Source organism: Comamonas sp. (genome assembly GCF_036643215.1).
Classification (GTDB): Bacteria; Pseudomonadota; Gammaproteobacteria; order Burkholderiales; family Burkholderiaceae_C; genus Comamonas.
In genome coordinates this window covers 1-18050 of record NZ_JAVXSJ010000019.1, presented here as the reverse complement: position 1 = coordinate 18050, position 18050 = coordinate 1, and the positions used below count along the sequence as shown (strand labels likewise).

At 60.9% G+C, this 18050-nt stretch carries 14 protein-coding genes, 1 tRNA gene and 1 riboswitch; of the genes, 13 read left to right on the top strand and 2 right to left on the bottom strand.

Going from position 1 to position 18050, the window contains the following annotated elements:
- Positions 1-86: 86 nt before the first annotated feature.
- A complete protein-coding gene (locus tag RSF91_RS13630) occupies positions 87-587 on the top strand; it encodes an SH3 domain-containing protein (RefSeq protein WP_332568923.1) in 501 nt (166 codons plus the stop codon).
- Positions 588-663: 76 nt separating this feature from the next.
- Here the strand turns inward: RSF91_RS13630 and thiD are convergent, their stop codons facing one another.
- On the bottom strand, positions 664-1536 hold the full coding sequence (gene thiD / locus RSF91_RS13625) for a bifunctional hydroxymethylpyrimidine kinase/phosphomethylpyrimidine kinase (RefSeq protein WP_332568922.1): 873 nt from the start codon (positions 1534-1536) through the stop codon (positions 664-666).
- Positions 1537-1602: 66 nt separating this feature from the next.
- Positions 1603-1724: riboswitch (TPP riboswitch) on the top strand.
- Positions 1725-1788: 64 nt separating this feature from the next.
- Between thiD and RSF91_RS13620 the strand changes: the two genes are divergently transcribed.
- The 8 genes from RSF91_RS13620 (at position 1789) to RSF91_RS13585 (ending at position 10397) form a co-directional block, all read left to right on the top strand.
- On the top strand, positions 1789-2883 hold the full coding sequence (locus RSF91_RS13620) for an FAD-dependent oxidoreductase (RefSeq protein ID WP_332568921.1): 1095 nt from the start codon (positions 1789-1791) through the stop codon (positions 2881-2883).
- A 93-nt stretch (positions 2884-2976) separates the two neighbouring features.
- Complete coding sequence (thiS, locus tag RSF91_RS13615; protein ID WP_332568920.1) at positions 2977-3174, top strand: sulfur carrier protein ThiS; 198 nt, start codon at positions 2977-2979, stop codon at positions 3172-3174.
- 18 nt (positions 3175-3192) lie between these two features.
- Positions 3193-4005, top strand: a complete 813-nt coding sequence (locus RSF91_RS13610) for a thiazole synthase (protein ID WP_332568919.1) — start codon at positions 3193-3195, stop codon at positions 4003-4005.
- An 11-nt stretch (positions 4006-4016) separates the two neighbouring features.
- Positions 4017-4958 carry a thiamine phosphate synthase gene (gene thiE, locus RSF91_RS13605; RefSeq protein WP_332568918.1) on the top strand — a complete coding sequence of 314 codons (942 nt, stop codon included), beginning with the start codon at positions 4017-4019 and terminating at the stop codon, positions 4956-4958.
- 273 nt (positions 4959-5231) lie between these two features.
- Entirely contained in the window at positions 5232-5951 is a 720-nt protein-coding gene (locus RSF91_RS13600; RefSeq protein WP_099737308.1) for a Crp/Fnr family transcriptional regulator, read from the top strand.
- 287 nt (positions 5952-6238) lie between these two features.
- The gene (locus tag RSF91_RS13595) at positions 6239-7324 is read left to right on the top strand and encodes a phosphotransferase (RefSeq protein WP_332568917.1); all 1086 of its coding nucleotides are present in this window, start codon (positions 6239-6241) and stop codon (positions 7322-7324) included.
- 44 nt (positions 7325-7368) lie between these two features.
- Positions 7369-8643: an acyl-CoA dehydrogenase family protein gene (locus tag RSF91_RS13590; protein ID WP_332568916.1), complete on the top strand. Its 1275-nt coding sequence runs from the start codon at positions 7369-7371 to the stop codon at positions 8641-8643.
- A 215-nt stretch (positions 8644-8858) separates the two neighbouring features.
- Positions 8859-10397 (top strand): ABC transporter permease/substrate-binding protein, encoded by a 1539-nt coding sequence (locus tag RSF91_RS13585; protein WP_332568915.1) that lies wholly within the window; start codon positions 8859-8861, stop codon positions 10395-10397.
- Between the two features lie 24 nt (positions 10398-10421).
- Here the strand turns inward: RSF91_RS13585 and RSF91_RS13580 are convergent, their stop codons facing one another.
- Entirely contained in the window at positions 10422-12170 is a 1749-nt protein-coding gene (locus RSF91_RS13580; RefSeq protein WP_332568914.1) for a methyl-accepting chemotaxis protein, read from the bottom strand.
- A 302-nt stretch (positions 12171-12472) separates the two neighbouring features.
- Here RSF91_RS13580 and prfB point away from each other — a divergent pair.
- The 4 genes from prfB to RSF91_RS13560 all read left to right on the top strand — a co-directional run bounded on the left by prfB (position 12473) and on the right by RSF91_RS13560 (position 17529).
- A protein-coding gene (prfB, locus tag RSF91_RS13575; protein WP_099737313.1) for a peptide chain release factor 2 occupies positions 12473-13577 on the top strand; the annotation gives its coding sequence in 2 pieces (ribosomal slippage) (positions 12473-12553 and positions 12555-13577; 1104 coding nt in all).
- 18 nt (positions 13578-13595) lie between these two features.
- Positions 13596-16316, top strand: a complete 2721-nt coding sequence (pepN, locus tag RSF91_RS13570) for an aminopeptidase N (RefSeq protein WP_332568913.1) — start codon at positions 13596-13598, stop codon at positions 16314-16316.
- 102 nt (positions 16317-16418) lie between these two features.
- Complete coding sequence (locus RSF91_RS13565; RefSeq protein WP_099737315.1) at positions 16419-17441, top strand: class 1 fructose-bisphosphatase; 1023 nt, start codon at positions 16419-16421, stop codon at positions 17439-17441.
- 12 nt (positions 17442-17453) lie between these two features.
- A tRNA-Thr gene (locus tag RSF91_RS13560) sits at positions 17454-17529 on the top strand.
- Positions 17530-18050 lie beyond the last annotated feature (521 nt).

Below are 18050 nucleotides of genomic sequence, written 5' to 3'. Positions count from 1 at the left end.
GTCAGCTTTCTACAGGAACTATAGCTACCTACGCAAGTCTGATGCGGGTTAGAACCACTTTCAGCAAGAAAAGGAGAATCTGCCCCGTGCTCTGTAACCCAAGCCGCACAGCCACCTGGATCCGTAAGGCGGCGACCTCCGCCGCCAGTTCAGCCTTCATTGCACTGACCGCCCTCAGCACCAGCCTGATGCCCGCCGCCGCCCAGGCGCAGGAGTTCGTCAGCATCAAGGGCAATAGCGTGAACGTGCGCGAAAAGCCCAGCACCCGCTCCTCCACCCAGTGGGAGCTGAGCAAGGGCTACCCGCTGCAAGTCACCCAGCGCAAAAGCCAGTGGCTGCGCGTCAAAGACTATGAAGCCACGCTGGGCTGGGTCCACGCCCCGCTGACCAGCAAGAGCCCGCATATGGTGGTGACGGCGCGCACAGCCAATCTGCGCTCAGGCCCCGGCCAAAAGCACGGCCGCGTGGGCCAGCTCAAGCAGTACGAGGTGCTGCAGACGCTGAAAAAGCAAGGCAGCTGGGCCCAGGTGCAGCGCAGCAACGGCCAGAGCGGCTGGGTCGCCAAGAGCCTGGTCTGGGGCTGGTAAGCCAGCGTCCACCCGGACAAAACAGACAGAACAGACAAAAGGCCTGCAATGCAGGCCTTTTCGCTTTAGAGAGAAATCAGCCTTGCACAATCCGCTGCGCACGCGGTGCGTAGCCGTGGTTCAACGGGCCATGGCCGTGGCCGGTATAGACGTCAGCACCTGCCGCAATCGCGCCCAGAATATAGCGGCGCGCCTCGGTCACCGCCTGCGCCAGCGGCAGGCCCTGCGCCAGGAATGAGGCAATGGCCGACGACAGCGTGCAGCCCGTGCCGTGGCCGTTGTGGGTCACGATGCGCTGCGACTGCAAACGCAGATAGTCGCTGGCAGACTGACCCTCCAGACCCAGTACATCCATGACCACATCGCCATTCAGGTGCCCGCCCTTGAGCAGCACTGACGGCGCGCCCAAGGCGAGCAAATCTGCCACCGCGGCATCCAGTGCCGGAATGCCATCAATGCTGCGGCCCAGCAGCAATGCGGCTTCGTCCAGATTGGGGGTGATGACCGTGGCCAGCGGGAACAGCTCCTTGACCAACGCCTGCGCTGTCTCCGGAACAATCAGACGGTCGCCGCTGGTGGCCACCATCACCGGGTCCAGCACCACATTGGTGAGCTGGTGACGGCGAATGGCATCGGCCACCACACTCACCACCTCAGGCGTGGCCAGCATGCCGATCTTGACCGCATCCACGCCAATGTCGCTCACCACGGCATCAATCTGGTCGCGCACGGTGTTGAGCGGAATGCCGTGAATCCCAGTCACGCCCAGCGTGTTCTGCACGGTGATGGCGGTAATGGCCGTCATGCCATAGCAGCCCAGAGCCGCGCAGGTCTTGAGGTCGGCCTGAATGCCGGCACCGCCGCCGCTGTCCGAGCCAGCGATGGAGAGCACGCGCGCATAGCGTTTTTGGGGGGAGCCGGAGATGGGGGAAGAAGCAGTCACTGTCATGGAGAAAAATTATCGCCCATGCGCATGATCAATGCGCGGTGTTTACGGTTGTGCTGTAATGCCCGACGGACGAAACAGGGGTGTCCTTCAGGCAAAACTGCCTGCGCGGACTGAGAAACACCCTGAGGGCCATGCCCTCTGCACCCGATCCAGATCATGCTGGCGTGGGGAGTTTCACAAGCTGCAAGGCATGCCGCGTTTTGTCCTGCACATGGCTGGGGTTCATGTGCAAGGCTGAAAAACGAATTGCACATGTCATTGCTACAAGCTTCTTCAAAGATCGCCATTCTGGGCGGCGGCCTCATGGGTCGCCTCCTGTCCTTGGCGCTGGCCCAGCGCGGTCACTCCATTGATCTCTATGACGCCCATGGCCCGCAAGGCGATGGCGCTGCCGCACGCGTGGCCGCTGCCATGCTGGCGCCGCTGGCCGAGTCGGCCATTACCGAGCCCGGCGTGGTGCGCATGGGCCAGCACGCGCTGAACCGCTGGCCTGAGCTGATCGGTCAATTGAACCAGCCGGTGTTTCTGCAGCAAAACGGCACGCTGATTCTCTGGCACCGCCAGGATCAGAGCGATGCCGCACGCTTTTTCGGCCTGCTGGAGAAAAACCGCCGCATCAACCCCAGCCTGCCGGCCATGGAAGAAAAAACGGGCGCTGCGCTGCAGGAGTGCGAGCCCGCGCTGCAAGGCCGCTTCAACCAGGCCGTGTACCTGCCCGGCGAAGGTCAGCTGGACAACCGCCAGCTGCTGGCTGCGCTGGTGGAAAAGCTCACCGCTCTGGGCGTTAACCTGCACTGGGACAGCCCGCGCGAGTTGAGCGACTTCCGCCCCGGCGAAGCGGGTCAGCCCGACTTTGTGTTTGATTGCCGGGGTCTGGGCGCCCGCACGCAGTGGAAGGATTTGCGCGGCATTCGCGGCGAGGTGGTGCGTATTCATGCGCCTGAAGTCACGCTGGCCCGCCCCACGCGTTTGATTCATCCGCGCTACCCCATCTATATCGCGCCCAAGGAAGATCACCTGTTCGTCATTGGCGCCACCGAGATCGAGTCCGACGATATGTCGCCCGCCAGCGTGCGCTCGACGCTGGAGCTGCTCTCTGCCGCCTACACCGTGCACCCCGGCTTTGCCGAAGGCCGGATTGTGGAGATCGCCACCCAGTGCCGCCCCACCCTGCCCGATAATCTGCCCGCCATACGCCTGATGGCCCCGCGCACCATGGAAGTCAATGGCCTGTACCGCCACGGCTTCATGATCTCGCCCGCCATGCTGGACGTGGTGCTGGAGCTGGTGGACCACAATGACTCGCCACTGGCCCGCGAATTTGATGTCGCAATCCACCGAGCCTGAACTTTGGCGCACAGCACTTGCACCCGCAGCGCGCACAAGCAATGCGGCGCAGGGGTTTAAGTTAGCGCCAGCCTATTTTTTCGTTGTAAAGCCATGAAGATCACCCTCAACCAGCAAGCCACCGACCTGCAAGCCAACGCCACAGTGGCCGATGCGCTGGCGCAAATGCAGGCCAAGCCCCCATTTGCCGTGGCGGTCAATACGATTTTTGTGCCCAAGACGCAGTACGCCGCTCACACGCTCAACGAGGGCGACAAGATGGAAGTCATCTCCCCCGTTACCGGCGGCTAAAACCAACAAGAACAAATCATGAACACCAAGACTACCGACGACGCACTGGTTCTCTACGGCCAGCGCTTTGAAAGCCGCCTGCTGCTGGGCACTTCGCGCTATCCATCGCCAGCGATTCTGGAAGCAGCTGTTGAGCGCTCCAAGCCCGCCATGGTCACCGCTTCGCTGCGCCGCCAGGGCAGCAATACGGCCGATGCCGCCGAAAACGGTGCCAGTTTCTGGGAGCTGCTGCGCAAGCTGAACGTGCCCGTGCTGCCCAATACCGCTGGCTGCATGACGATTCAAGAAGCCGTCACCACGGCCCAGATGGCCCGTGAAGTGTTTGACACCCCTTGGATCAAGCTCGAGCTGATCGGCGACGACTACACGCTGCAGCCCGATACGCTGAACCTGGTCGAAGCCGCCTCCATCCTCATCAAGGACGGTTTTCAGGTGCTGCCCTACACCACCTACGACCTGGTGCTGTGCCAAAAGCTGGTGGATGTGGGCTGCCAGGCCGTCATGCCCTGGGCCGCGCCCATTGGCACGGGCCGTGGTCCCGTCAACCCCTACGCCATGCAAATGCTGCGCGAGCGCCTGAAGGTGCCGCTGATTGTGGATGCCGGTCTGGGCCGCCCATCGCATGCCTGCACGGTGATGGAGTGGGGTTATGACGCCGTTTTGCTGAACACCGCCGTCGCTCTGTCTGAAGACCCCGTGGCCATGGCCGGAGCCTTCTCGGATGCCGTCAACGCCGGTCACGCCGCACACCGCGCAGGTGCCATGGCCGAGCAGAACTCCGCCCAGCCCAGCACCCCCGTGCTCGGCACCCCTTTCTGGCATCAGGAATAAAGGCCGCCATCATGGACTCCGCAGAAATTCAGGCACTGGCACAAGCCCTCATTCACCAGCATGGCGCGGCCTTTGGCGCGCAGTTGCACCACGACGCCAACTCGGTCGAACTGACACCTCAGCCCGTGCCGCCTGCGCTGCGTGGCGAGCCCGCCTATCTGGCCGCGCTTGAGGCCTGCAGTGCGCTGGGCTTTATTGCCGTGGATGCGGAGACTCTGGCTCAAGCCTGGCAGCGCCAGAGCGAGCGCACCAACCAGTTCGACGTCACGCACTGGCCCGATGAGCCGCGTGACTTTGGCCTGAGTGGCGCTGACCCCGCGCAGGCCTTTGCCCACTGCCCGCGCAATCTGGGCCTGTATGGCGTGCTACCCACTGCCGAATGGGTGGGCCGCATGGCCCGCGCTGGCGTGCCCACGGTGCAACTGCGCTTCAAGTCCGATGACAAAGCCGCTGTAGCCCGCGAGATCAAGGCCGCTGTCGATGCGGTCAAGGACACCGGCGCACATCTGTTCATCAACGACCATTGGCAGGCCGCGCTGGATGCGGGTGCCTACGGCATCCACGTCGGGCAAGAAGACCTGGATGTGATCGGTCATCGTGATCTGGAGACCATTCGCACATCGGGCACGCGCTTTGGCGTCTCTACCCACGGTTACGCCGAAATGGTGCGCGCCCATGCCGTGCAGCCCAGCTATATCGCGCTGGGCGCGGTCTTCCCCACCACGCTCAAAAAGATGGCCACGGCACCCCAAGGTCTGGCGCGTCTGGCCGCTTATGTGCGTTTGATGAAGCAGTACCCGCTGGTCGCGATTGGCGGTATCTCTGAAGACATGTTCCCCGCCGTACGCGCCACAGGTGTGGGTTCCATCGCCGTGGTACGCGCTTTGGTCAACGCCGCAGACCCGGAAGCGGCTGCCAAGCACTTGCTGGAGCGCATGCAGGCAGCTGTTTAAAAGCGTCAAAACTCCCAAAACAATAGCTGCTAGCGCTTGATATACAAGCGCTAGCAGCTATTTCTATTTAAAACTCCGAATGCCCGCTGCCTGCGGGCATTTCTGTTTCAGGCAGCCCGAGAAGCCCCTCTCGATCTGGGTTTTCTGCATTGGCGCAAGCCCACTTCGCAGTACAAGTGGACGCACAGGTGACAACCCTGAGCCTTACAACCCCTGCAGCACCGGTCCCACACGCGACAATGGGCCGGTTACCAGTCACGCATAAGACAGAACATGGACGAACCAATTCTTAGTATTGAAGAACGTGAGGCGATCAACTCTGGTCGCTGGTTTTCATCCCTTTCGCCCTCTTTGCGGCACGACATTCTTCGATGCGCTTACGTCAAACGATACAAAGATGGAATGCTCATCTGCGCTCGCGGCGAACCGCCCGAGGAGTGGATTGCCTGCGCACGTGGTGCGGTGCGAGTCAGCTCCACCTCCATCACGGGCAAGCAGATCACGCTGACCTATGTGGAGCCGGGCATCTGGTTCGGCGATGTGGCGATCCTGGACGGCGACAAACGCACGCACGATGCCTATGCCCATGGCGAGACCACGCTGATGTGCGTCTCCAAGGCGGACTTCAAGCGCATTCTTTCCCAGCATGTGGAGTTCTCCGAAGCCATGCTGCGCCTGAACGCGCGCCGGGTTCGCCAGCTCTACGGTCTGGTGGAAGACCTCAACACTTTGCCGCTGCGTGCGCGTCTGGCCAAGCAGTTGCTGCACCTCACACGCAGCTATGGCGTGATGAGCCTGTCGGACAGCAGCGAGATTCGCATCGGTCTGCATCTGGCGCAAGAAGAGCTGGCACAGCTGCTGGGTGCATCGCGCCAGCGTGTGAATCAGGAACTCAAGTCCATGGAGCGCGAGGATGTGATTCGCATCGAACCGGGCGGTCTGATCGTGCGCGACCGGGCTACGCTGCTGCGGATTGCCGATACGGATCATTAGGACTCCCCCTGAGCCGCTTTGCGGCTTCCCCCTCTCTCGCTTTGCGGGAGGGGGACGATGCCATCGCTGCGAGACGGCTCTTGCTTGGCATCCCTGGCCTAGGTTGCGCCAGTTTTAAAGTTCAGCGCACGCTGACAGACTCTTTTGCCTTGGTTGCATTCGACCAATCAGGCTTTCCGGGCGTTCTGCCCCTCTCTTCTCCTTCACGCATTCGCTCGCTGCACCTTTCGTGGCGCGTGGCGGGCTGCGCCTTGGCCACCACAAATCGAACAAAGGATTGAACCTGCATGAGCACTTTTGACCATTTCGTCGGCACCCGCGCGGTGTCAGATCAGCATGCTTTTGATATCGAGGTGATGACCGCCTGGCTAAGTCAGCATGTCCAGGGCTTTGAGGGGCCGCTGCAGGTTGAGATGTTCAAGGGTGGCCAGTCCAACCCCACCTACAAGCTGGTCACGCCCGGCAAAAGTTATGTGATGCGTGCCAAGCCCGGCCCGGTGGCCAAGCTGCTGCCTTCGGCTCATGCGATTGAGCGCGAGTACCGCGTGATGAAGGGTCTGGCTGGCACCGATGTGCCCGTGCCGCACATGTATGCGCTGTGCGAGGACGAATCCATCATGGGCCGCGCCTTCTACATCATGGAATTTATGGAGGGCCGCGTACTCTGGGATCAGTCCCTGCCCGGCATGACGCCCGAGCAGCGCGCCGAGATTTATGACGAGATGAACCGCGTGATTGCGGCCCTGCACAGCGTGAAGTTTGCCGATCAGGGTCTGGCCGACTATGGCAAGAGCGGCAACTATTTCGAGCGCCAGATTGGCCGCTGGAGCAAGCAATACGTCGCCTCCGTCACCCAGCCCATTCCCGAGATGGACCAGCTGATGGCATGGCTGCCCGCCAACATGCCCGCCAGCGCCAGAGATGAGAGCCGCGTCTCCATCGTGCATGGCGACTATCGGCTGGACAACCTGATGTTCCACCCCACCGAGCCGCGCGTGATCGCCGTGCTGGACTGGGAGCTGTCCACGCTGGGCCACCCACTGGCCGACTTCAGCTACCACTGCATGAGCTGGCATATCCCGGCCGAGCTGGGCCGTGGCATTGCGGGGCTGGATATTGCCGCTTTAGGCATTCCTGCCGAGGCCGATTACATCCGCCGTTACTGCGAACGCACGGACCTGCAAGACATCGCCACGCTGCACCGCGACTGGAACTTTTACCTGGCCTACAACATGTTCCGCATCGCGGCGATTTTGCAAGGCATTGCCAAGCGCGTGGAAGCCGGAACGGCCTCCAGCGCCCAGGCCAAGGCCTCTGGCGACACCGCCCGCCCCATGGCTGAGCTGGCCTGGTCCTTCGCCCAGCGCAGCTAAGTTTTTAACCACGACATTTTTTCGTCTGATAACAAGGAGCACTCATGGACTTCGACTACGCGCCCAAGACCAAGGACCTGCAGCAACGCCTGCTCAAGTTCATGGATGAATACATTTACCCGGCAGAGAAAGACTATGCCGCCGAACTGCTGGCCAACACCGCCGCCGGCAAGCGCTGGACGCCACTTGAGACCATTGAAAAGCTCAAGCCCAAGGCCCAGGCCGCCGGCCTGTGGAACCTGTTTTTGCCCGTAGACAGCGCCGAAGCCTCGGGCTACCACGGAGCAGGCCTGACCAACCAGGAATACGCACCGCTGGCCGAAATCATGGGTGCCGTGCCCTGGGCCTCTGAAGTTTTCAACTGCTCGGCGCCCGACACCGGCAATATGGAAACCATTGCCCGCTACGGCAGTGCCGAGCTGAAAGACCGCTGGCTCAAGCCTCTGCTGGAGGGCAAGATTCGCTCCGCCTTCGCCATGACGGAGCCCGAAGTAGCCTCGTCAGACGCCACCAATATCTGCACCCGCATCGAACGCCAGGGCGACGAATACGTCATCAACGGCCACAAGTGGTGGATTTCCGGTGCTGGCGACCCACGCTGCGCGGTCTACATCACCATGGGCAAGACCGATCCCGAGGCCGCCAGGCACTCTCAGCAGAGCATGATCATCATCCCGGCTGATGCCAAGGGCATTCGCATCGTTCGCCCGCTGAACGTGATGGGCTATGACGATGCGCCCCACGGCCACATGGAGATGTATTTTGAAAACGTGCGGGTGCCCGTGGGCAACATCCTGCTGGGCGAGGGCCGTGGCTTTGAAATCGCTCAGGGTCGCCTTGGCCCAGGCCGCATTCACCACTGCATGCGCCTCATCGGTCTGGCCGAGCGTGCGCTGCAGCTGATGTGCAAGCGCGCCAGCAGCCGCACCGCTTTTGGCAAGACCGTGGCCCAGCAGACCGTGACGCAAGAACGCATTGCCGAGGCGCGCTGCAAGATCGACATGGCCCGCCTGCTGACACTCAAAGCCGCCTGGCTGATGGACGTGGCTGGCAACAAGGTAGCCCGCACCGAGATCGCCATGATCAAGGTGGTCGCACCCAGCATGGCCTGCGAGGTCATCGACTGGGCCATGCAAGTGCACGGCGGCGGCGGCATGTGTGATGACTTCCCTCTGGCCTATGCCTACGCGGCAGCGCGCACACTGCGCTTTGCCGACGGCCCGGATGAAGTACACCGCAACGCCATTGCCAAGTGGGAACTGGGCAAGTACGGCAGCTACGGCAAGAACGCCGAAGTGCCGGTGACACGCGGCGGCTAAGTTTCAGCCAGCGCTTGAAAGCGACCCCGCATGCCGATGGCTGCGGGGTTTTCATTTTTCCTGGATGCTCCTACCGCTATCAATCAGGAAGCTGCTTGCGCTGGATTTGCATTCAGTTCAAATACAAAACTATTCAAAATCAATATAAATAAGGCGCAAGCAGCTTCTCTATTAATAGCATCAAACCCGCCAGACCGGCTTGCTATAGTGGCCCGATGAAGCTTGCCCATCGACTGCTGACCATCGCTCTGGCCGCATGGTGCCTGCTGATTTCCTCGCTAGTCTCTGCACAAACGCCATCCACTGAGCCGCTGCGCGTGGGCTCCAAACGCTTTACCGAGTCCTATATCCTGGCCGAAATACTGGCCCAGACCGCGCAGAGCGCAGGCGTCAAAACGCAGCTGCGCCAAGGGCTAGGCAATACCGCCATCGTTTATGAGGCCCTGCGCTCGGGCCAGATTGATGTCTATGCTGAGTACACCGGCACCATTGCGCAGGAAATCATCAAAGACCCAGCGCACAGCAATCTGGCCGAGCTAAACCGCGCCCTCGCGCCCATGGGATTTGCGGCGAGCGTGCCGCTGGGCTTTAACAACGGCTATGCGCTAGCCATGCACCGCGACACGGCACGCAAGCTGGGCATTAGCCAGCTCAGCGATCTGGCCCGCCACCCCGAGCTGCGCTACGGCCTGTCCAACGAATTCATGGGCCGCGCCGATGGCTGGAAAGGGCTGGCTCAGCGCTACCAGCTCAGCGCCACGCCCAAGGGGCTGGACCACGGCATTGCCTATGAAGCCATTTCTCAGCAGCACATTGACCTGATGGACATCTACACCACAGATGCCAAGATTGATTTTCTGAAGCTGCAGGTGCTGCAAGACGACAAGGCCTACTTTCCGCGTTACGACGCCGTGCTGCTGTACCGCGCTGACCTACCCCAGCGCCAGCCCGCCGCATGGGCCGCGCTGCAGTCATTGCAAGGCCGCATCAATGAAGCGCAGATGATTCAGATGAACGCGCAGGCTGAGTTGCAGGGCCAGAGCTTTTCCAGCATTGCCCGCCAGTTCACCAGCGGTGCAGCGCAGCCCTCATCGGCCCAGCATCAGACCCGCAGCTTTGCAAGCCAGCTTTGGCAACGGCTGGTGGCCGATGACTTGTGGCGGCTGACTGGGCAGCACCTGCTGCTGGTGCTGGTTTCAGTGGGCATTGCGGTGCTGATTGCTGTGCCAGCAGGCATTGCGCTGTTTCCGCATACCCGGCTGCGGGCGCTGGCGCTGGGGGCGGCGGGGGTCATGCAGACCATTCCCTCGCTGGCCCTGTTGGCCGTGCTGATTGCGGCGATGGGCGCTATTGGACGCGCACCCGCACTGGTGGCATTAACGGCCTATTCCATACTGCCCATTTTGAGCAATACCTGCGCGGGTCTGGCTGAAGTCTCACCCGGACTGCGCAACGCCGGGCTGGCGCTGGGCATGTCCCGCACTACGCTGATGCGATGGATTGAGCTGCCCATTGCCATGCCAACGATCACTGCGGGCATACGCACCGCCTGCGCCATTGCGATTGGCACGGCCACCATTGCCGCCTTTATTGGCGCTGGCGGACTGGGAGAGCGCATCGTTACCGGCCTGGCCCTGAACGACAGCGCGCTGATGCTGGCAGGCGCCCTGCCCGCCGCCGGGCTGGCGCTCATCAGCGAACTGGGGTTTGAGCTCTGGGAGCGCGCGCTGCGCCGCAAGCGGCTGCAGCGCTAGGCTCACAAGCCCTCGGCTTCGACCTTAAAAAGTCTCCCATTCGTCATCACCTGCCGTTGTGCTGCCGGGTTTGGGCTTGGCAACCGGCTTGCTGGCGGACAAAGCCACCGGGCTGGCTGCTGCTTTACCAGCAGGCTTGATAGATGGCCGGGCCTGCGCAGGTGCCATCACTCGAACGGTTGCTTGGCGAAAATGGGCAGTTGGTGCCAGAGCCGGCATGGCCTGTGCATCGAGCTTGAAGAAGCTCACGGTCTCGGCCAGCGCTGCCGCCTGTCCGCGCAAGGCATCCGTCGCTGCAGCGGCTTCTTCCACCAGCGCGGCATTTTGCTGGGTCATCTGATCCATCTGCGTGACGGCTTGCGTCACTTGCTCAATGCCCGAGGTTTGCTGGTGGCTGGCCACCGAGATCTCACCCATGATGTCGGTGACGCGGCGCACGCTCATCACGATTTCGTCCATGGTTCTGCCCGCCTCATCGACCTGATTGCCGCCCTCTTGGACCTTGGCAACAGAGTCATCAATCAGCTGCTTGATCTGCTTGGCTGCCTCGGCCGAGCGCTGGGCCAGCGTACGCACTTCAGACGCCACCACGGCAAAGCCGCGACCTTGATCGCCAGCACGTGCCGCCTCCACCGCCGCATTCAGCGCAAGAATATTGGTCTGAAAGGCGATGGAGTCAATCACGCCAATGATGTCCACAATCTTGCGCGATGAATCATTGATGGCCGACATGGTCTGCACCACCTGCGCCACCGTGGCACCGCCACGCACGGCGACCTGCGATGCAGCAGCGGCCAGCTGATTGGCCTGCTGGGCATTGCCCGCGTTTTGCTGCACGGTAGAGGTCAGCTCTTCCATGGAGGCCGCAGTCTGCTCCAGCGAACTGGCCTGCTCTTCGGTGCGTGAAGACAGATCTTGATTGCCGCTGGCAATCTGGCTGCTGGCCGAGGCGATGGAGTCCGTACCCTGACGCACCTGCCCCACAATACGCTGCAAGCTGGTGTTCATATCCTTGAGCGCCTGCAGCAGCTGGCCAATTTCATCCTTGCTTTGCACTGTGATCTGGCCGCTGAGATCGCCCTTCGCCACAGACTGCGCCAGCTCTACTGCCGACTCCAGCGGCCGCGAGATAGAGCGTGCAATCAGCACGGCCAGAGTCACGCCGGTGGCCATGGCACCCAGCAGCAGCGCGATAACCCACCAACGGGCAGCGCCATACAAGTCATCGCCAGCCTGATTGGCGGCCTCGGTGGCCTGTGCATTGATCTCAGCCAGCTCATCAATCTGAGCGTTAATGTTGAGAACGATCTTGAGCGCATCGCCACGCAGAATCTCGCCAGCGTCGTCACTGAGCAACTGGTGCGAATACTTCACCACCTTGGCCGTCTGCTCCGCATAGCTCTGCAGCTGCTTGCCCACATCAGCCAGCAGCGCGCGCTCTTTATCGGTCTTGATGTACTTGGCGTAATCCTGCTGGTTCTTCAGCAGCTCATCCCACAGCCTGGGCATGCTTTTGTCATACGCCGCCATTTCCTCGGTCGTCTGCGCGATCACATGCTGCATGGTCTGCGAGCGGTAGCGCTGCAGCTGGTAGCGCATGTCCTGCAAGGTGCGCGCAGCGGGCAGCCACTGGCGAGTCAGATCTGTGGCCGTGGCGTTGACGCGCTCCATCTGAACCAGCCCATACAGGCCCGATACCGCGCTGATCAGCAAGATAAACACAAAAGACACCAGCAGCTTATGAGCCAGCTTGAGATTGCGAAAGAATGTCATGAGGGGGAGGAGTAAGAAACCGACGACCGGTGAGGCCGGATACCGGCAGGCGCAGAGACAGGCGGTGAACCCATTGAGAGAAGACGCCTTCAGCAAGGCTTTGAGAATTCTATGCAGGATTTGTTACCCGAGGTAACAGGTCTTATGAATAAAAGTGATGCAGCTGTTACAAACGCTGCAGTCCCTGAAAATACCGCGCTAATGGCGCTGTAAAAACCCTCTCAAAGGCCATTGCAGCGCCGCAGCCCCTTGGCATGAGAAAATCAGCAGTTATTTATCAACAAGAACACTACGGATTCACCATGGAAGCAGAACGCGTCAACTCTATCGGCAACACCCTCCAAGATCTGTCCGAGCGCACGGCAGATCTCCGGAGGTATCTTTGACTACGATGCTAAATACGAACGCCTGCGCACAGTAAACGCCTCGCTGGAAGACCCTGCCGTCTGGAACGACCCCAAAAAGGCACAGGAGCTGGGCAAGGAAAAGAAGTCGCTCGACAACGTCGTGCTGACGCTGGAAAAGCTCACCGCCGAGCTGGCTGACAACGCCGAGTTGTTCGAGATGAGCAAGGAAGAAGGCGATGACGCCGGCCTTGAAACCATCGAAGCCGAAACCGCCAAGCTCAAGCCGCTGATCGAAGAACTCGAGTTCCGCCGCATGTTCGGTGGTGAGGCCGATCCGCTGAACTGCTTCATCGACATTCAAGCCGGTGCCGGTGGTACCGAAGCCTGTGACTGGGCCAGCATGCTGCTGCGCCAGTACCTGAAGTACGCCGAGCGCAAAGGCTTCAAGGCGACAGTCGAAGAAGAGACTCCGGGCGATGTAGCCGGCATCAAGAGCGCGACCATCAAGGTGGAAGGCGAGTACGCCTATGGCCTGCTACGCACGGAAACCGGCGTGCACCGCCTGGTGCGCAAGAGCCCGTTCGACTCGTCCGGCGGCCGCCACACCAGCTTCTCGTCGCTGTTCGTCTACCCCGAGATTGATGACTCTATCGAGATCAACATCAATCCGTCTGACGTGCGTACCGACACCTACCGTGCCTCTGGCGCTGGTGGTCAGCACATCAACAAGACCGACTCTGCCGTGCGCCTGACCCACATGCCCACAGGCATCGTGGTGCAGTGCCAGGATGGCCGCTCGCAGCACAGCAACCGTGATGTGGCATGGCAACGCCTGCGCTCGCGTCTGTATGACTACGAGATGCGCAAGCGCCAGGAAGAGCAGCAAAAGCTCGAAGACACCAAGACCGATGTGGGCTGGGGTCATCAGATCCGCTCCTATGTGCTGGACAACAGCCGCATCAAGGACTTGCGCACCAACGTCGAAGTCTCTGCCACCCAGAAGGTGCTGGACGGCGACCTGGATGTGTTTATCGAAGCCTCGCTCAAGCAAGGCCTCTGATCCTCGAAAGGAATCGATATGCTGCAACTGCGTGACGGGCAAGCCCCGGCCACCGCCATTTACCGCGCCGACTACGAGGCTCCGGCCTGGTGGATCGACACGGTGGATCTGACTTTTGACCTGGACCCGGCCAAGACGCGCGTGCTGAGCAAGATGCGCGTGCGCCGCAACCCCGATGTGCCAGCTCAGGCTCTGCGCCTTGATGGTGACGAGCTGAATCTGGCCCGTGTCATGGTCAACGGCGGTGGAACCTCGTTCAAGATGGACGGCGACCAGCTGGTGCTGGAGAACCTGCCCGAAGGCAATGAGCCTGTAGAGCTGGAGATTTTCACCACCTGCTGCCCCGCCAAGAACACCAAGCTCATGGGCTTGTATGTGAGCGAGGACACGTTCTTCACGCAGTGCGAAGCAGAAGGCTTCCGCCGCATCACCTACTTCCTGGACCGCCCTGATGTGATGGCCATGTACACCGTCACACTGCGCGCCAGCAAGGCTCAGTACCCGGTGCTGCTGTCCAACGGCAATCTGGTGGAGTCCGGTGAGCTGGAAGATGGCCGCCACTTTGCCAAGTGGGTCGATCCGCACAAAAAACCCAGCTACTTGTTTGCACTGGTCGCTGGCAACCTCGTCGCCCGCGAGCAAAAGATCAAGAGCCGTGCCGGCAACGAGCACCTGCTGCAAGTCTTTGTGCGCCCCGGCGATCTGGAAAAGACCGAGCACGCCATGAACTCCCTCATGCACTCTGTGGCATGGGATGAGGCGCGCTTTGGTCTGAGCCTTGACCTGGACCGCTTCATGATCGTCGCCACCAGCGACTTCAACATGGGCGCCATGGAAAACAAGGGCCTGAACATCTTCAACACGAAGTACGTTCTGGCCAGCCAGGCTACGGCCACCGATACCGACTACGCCAATATCGAATCCGTCGTCGGCCACGAATACTTCCATAACTGGACAGGTAACCGCGTCACCTGCCGCGACTGGTTCCAGCTCTCGCTCAAGGAAGGCCTCACGGTCTTCCGCGATCAGGAATTCAGCATGGACATGGCGGGTGCCGCATCGGCGCGGGCCGTCAAGCGCATCGACGATGTGCGTGTGCTGCGCACCGTGCAGTTCCCTGAAGATGCCGGCCCCATGGCTCACCCCGTGCGCCCCGACAGCTATATCGAGATCAACAACTTCTACACGGTCACGATCTACGAAAAGGGCGCGGAAGTCGTGCGCATGCAGCACAACCTGGTAGGCCGCGAAGGCTTTGCCAAGGGCATGAAGCTGTACTTCGAGCGCCATGACGGCCACGCGGTGACTTGCGACGATTTCTCGCAAGCCATTGCCGATGCCAACCCCGAATCGGCGTTGGCCCAGAACCTGCAGCAGTTCCGCCGCTGGTATAGCCAAGCCGGCACGCCCGTGCTCAAGGCCGTGGGCCAGTACGACGCTGCCGCGCAGACCTACACGTTGACGCTATCGCAAAGCTGCGCCCCCACCGTGGGCCAGAGCGAGAAGCTGCCTTTTGTCATTCCCGTGCAAATGGGCCTGCTCACGGCTGCCGGTCAAGCCATTGCGCTGCAACTACAAGGCGAGAAAGCTGCTCAAGGCGCCAGCCGCATGCTGGTGCTGACCGAAGCCGAACAAAGCTTTGTCTTCACCAACGTGCCAGAAGCCCCTGTCCCATCACTGCTGCGCAGCTTCAGCGCCCCCGTGGTGCTGGACTGCGAATTCAGCGATGCCGATCTGCTGACCCTGCTGGCACACGACAGTGACCCATTCAACCAATGGGAAGCCAGCCAGCGTCTGGGTCTGCGCTACGCTCTCAAGTCTATAGCTGCTCCCGCTAATACAGCAAGCGCTAGCGGCCAATCTGGCACTGAAATTCTGCCCGCAGATTTTGTGCAAGCCATGCGCCGCGTGCTGCAAGATGACAAGCTGGACGCAGCGTTCAAGGACCTGGTGCTCACGCTCCCATCCGAGAGCTACATCGCCGAACAGCTGGCCGAGGTCGACCCGCAACGCGTGCACGCCGTGCGCGAAGCCATGATCTTGCAACTGGCCACCACGCTGCAACCCGAATGGGAAGCCACATGGGAAGCCAACCGCGACACCGGTGCCTACACGCCTGACCATGTCAGCGCAGGCCGCCGCGCCCTCGCCGGTCGTGCCCTCTCCATGCTGTGCCTGAATGCTGCTCAAACAGGTGACACCATCTGGCCCGGCAAGGCCTACCAGCGCTGCAAGGATGCAGGCAACATGACCGACCGCATGGCCGCTCTGGCTGCTCTGGTCTACAGCGCAAGCCCCTTGGCAGAGCAGGCACTGCAACGCTTTCATGCGCTGTTCAAGAACGATGCGCTGGTGCTGGACAAATGGTTTGCCCTTCAAGGCGCTGCCAGCGACCGCGGCGGCAATGTGCTGCCCGCTGTCCAGGCGCTGATGAAGCACCCTGACTTCCAGATCAAGAACCCCAACCGCGCACGCAGCCTGATCTTCAGCTACTGCAACAACGCTGGCGCCTTCCACCGCGCCGACGCCGCCGGGTATGCCTTCTGGGCCGATCGCGTGATCGAGATTGATGGCTTCAACCCCCAAGTTGCCGCCCGCCTCACCCGCGTGATGGACCGCTGGAAAAAGCTGCCCGAGCCCTACCGCGCCGCAGCCCGCACAGCCCTTAAGCGCGTAGCCGCCAAGACCGACCTGTCCAACGATGTGCGCGAGGTGATTACCCGCGCGCTGGCGGACTGACAAGTACCCCTGCGCCGCTTAGCGCAAGGGGCACTGAAATGCAGATCATTAGCAGATGCACACCCCATCAACGCATCTGCTCGTATTTTTAGGAGTTGAACCATGAAAAAGAACATCAGCCTGACCCGCTACCTGGTCGAGCAGCAACGCGTGGACGGCCTCATTCCCGGCCAGCTGCGCCTGCTGCTGGAAGTGGTAGCCCGCGCCTGCAAGCGCATCAGCTTTGCCGTGAACAAGGGCGAACTCGGTGACGTGATGGGCACGGCCGGCAGCGAAAACGTGCAAGGCGAAGTGCAGAAAAAGCTGGACATCATCGCCAACGAAACACTGATCGAAGCCAACGAATGGGGCGGCCACCTGGCAGCCATGGCCTCCGAAGAAATGGAAGGCATCTACGTGGTGCCCAACCGTTATCCTCAGGGCGAATACCTGCTGATGTTTGACCCGCTGGATGGCTCATCCAACATCGACATCAACATGTCGATTGGCACCATCTTCAGCGTACTCAAGAAGCCTGAAGGCCACCCCGGCGTTCATGAAAGCGACTTCTTCCAGCCCGGCACTCAGCAAGTGGCCGCCGGTTACTGCATCTACGGCCCCCAGACCACTCTGGTGCTGACTGTGGGTGACGGCGTTGCCATGTTTACCCTGGATCGCGAGCAAGGCTCCTTCTTGCTGGTCGAAGAGAACGTCAAGATCCCTGAAGACACCAAGGAATTCGCCATCAATATGTCGAACATGCGCCACTGGGACGAACCCGTGAAGCGCTATGTGGACGAAGTGCTGGCCGGCAAGGAAGGCCCGCGCCAGAAGGACTTCAACATGCGCTGGGTAGCAGCCATGGTCGCCGACGTACACCGCATCCTGTGCCGCGGCGGCGTCTTCATGTACCCCTGGGACAAGCGCGAGCCACTGAAGCCCGGCAAGCTGCGCCTGATGTACGAAGCCAACCCCATGAGCTGGCTGATCGAACAAGCCGGCGGCATGGCCACCAACGGCCGCGAGCGCATTCTGGACATCCAGCCCACCCAGCTCCACGAACGCGTCAGCGTCGTCCTCGGATCCAAGAACGAAGTGGAACGCGTAACCCGCTACCACCTGGAAGCGGACGAAAAAGCGCTATAATTTTCGACTAACGCCGGTGTAGCTCAGTCGGTAGAGCAGCTCATTCGTAATGAGAAGGTCGCGTGTTCGATTCATGTCTCCGGCACCAAGTAAATAAAGAAAAGCCCGCTATCTAAACGATAGCGGGCTTTTCTTCTTTTTTGCTCCGTGTAGCCCCTGTGTAGCCGCCGGTACAGAATTTTGGTCTTAACGCTGCAAGCCTGCTGGCGCTGCTTTTCCTCACTGACTTCAGATCTTGCCGTTTTGTGGTGTCACAGGTGCACACCAAGGCGACGCCTCTGTTTGCACATGAGGTGAGGTTTTATGAGGTCCGCCCTGCATAGATTCGACAGGCCAGACTCGCATCAGCGAACTACAAGCTGCTCCATCAATCTGCTCCGGTACGCTCCCTAGGCGCAACACACCTGCATCAGTCCCGGTCTTGAAGGCAGATTGCTGGAGCCTTTTTTTGCACCCCTCCGCCTCGTCACCTTAACTTTTATTAACAGGCCGCAGCCTGACCTCTAGTTTCACCATCTTGCGCGCACGCGCGTGTTGCTCTCAGTGGTCTGGCATGGCGTTGTTGCATAAATCAGTCTGCGCGAGCCGCTAGGCTCGCCGCATGAGCAA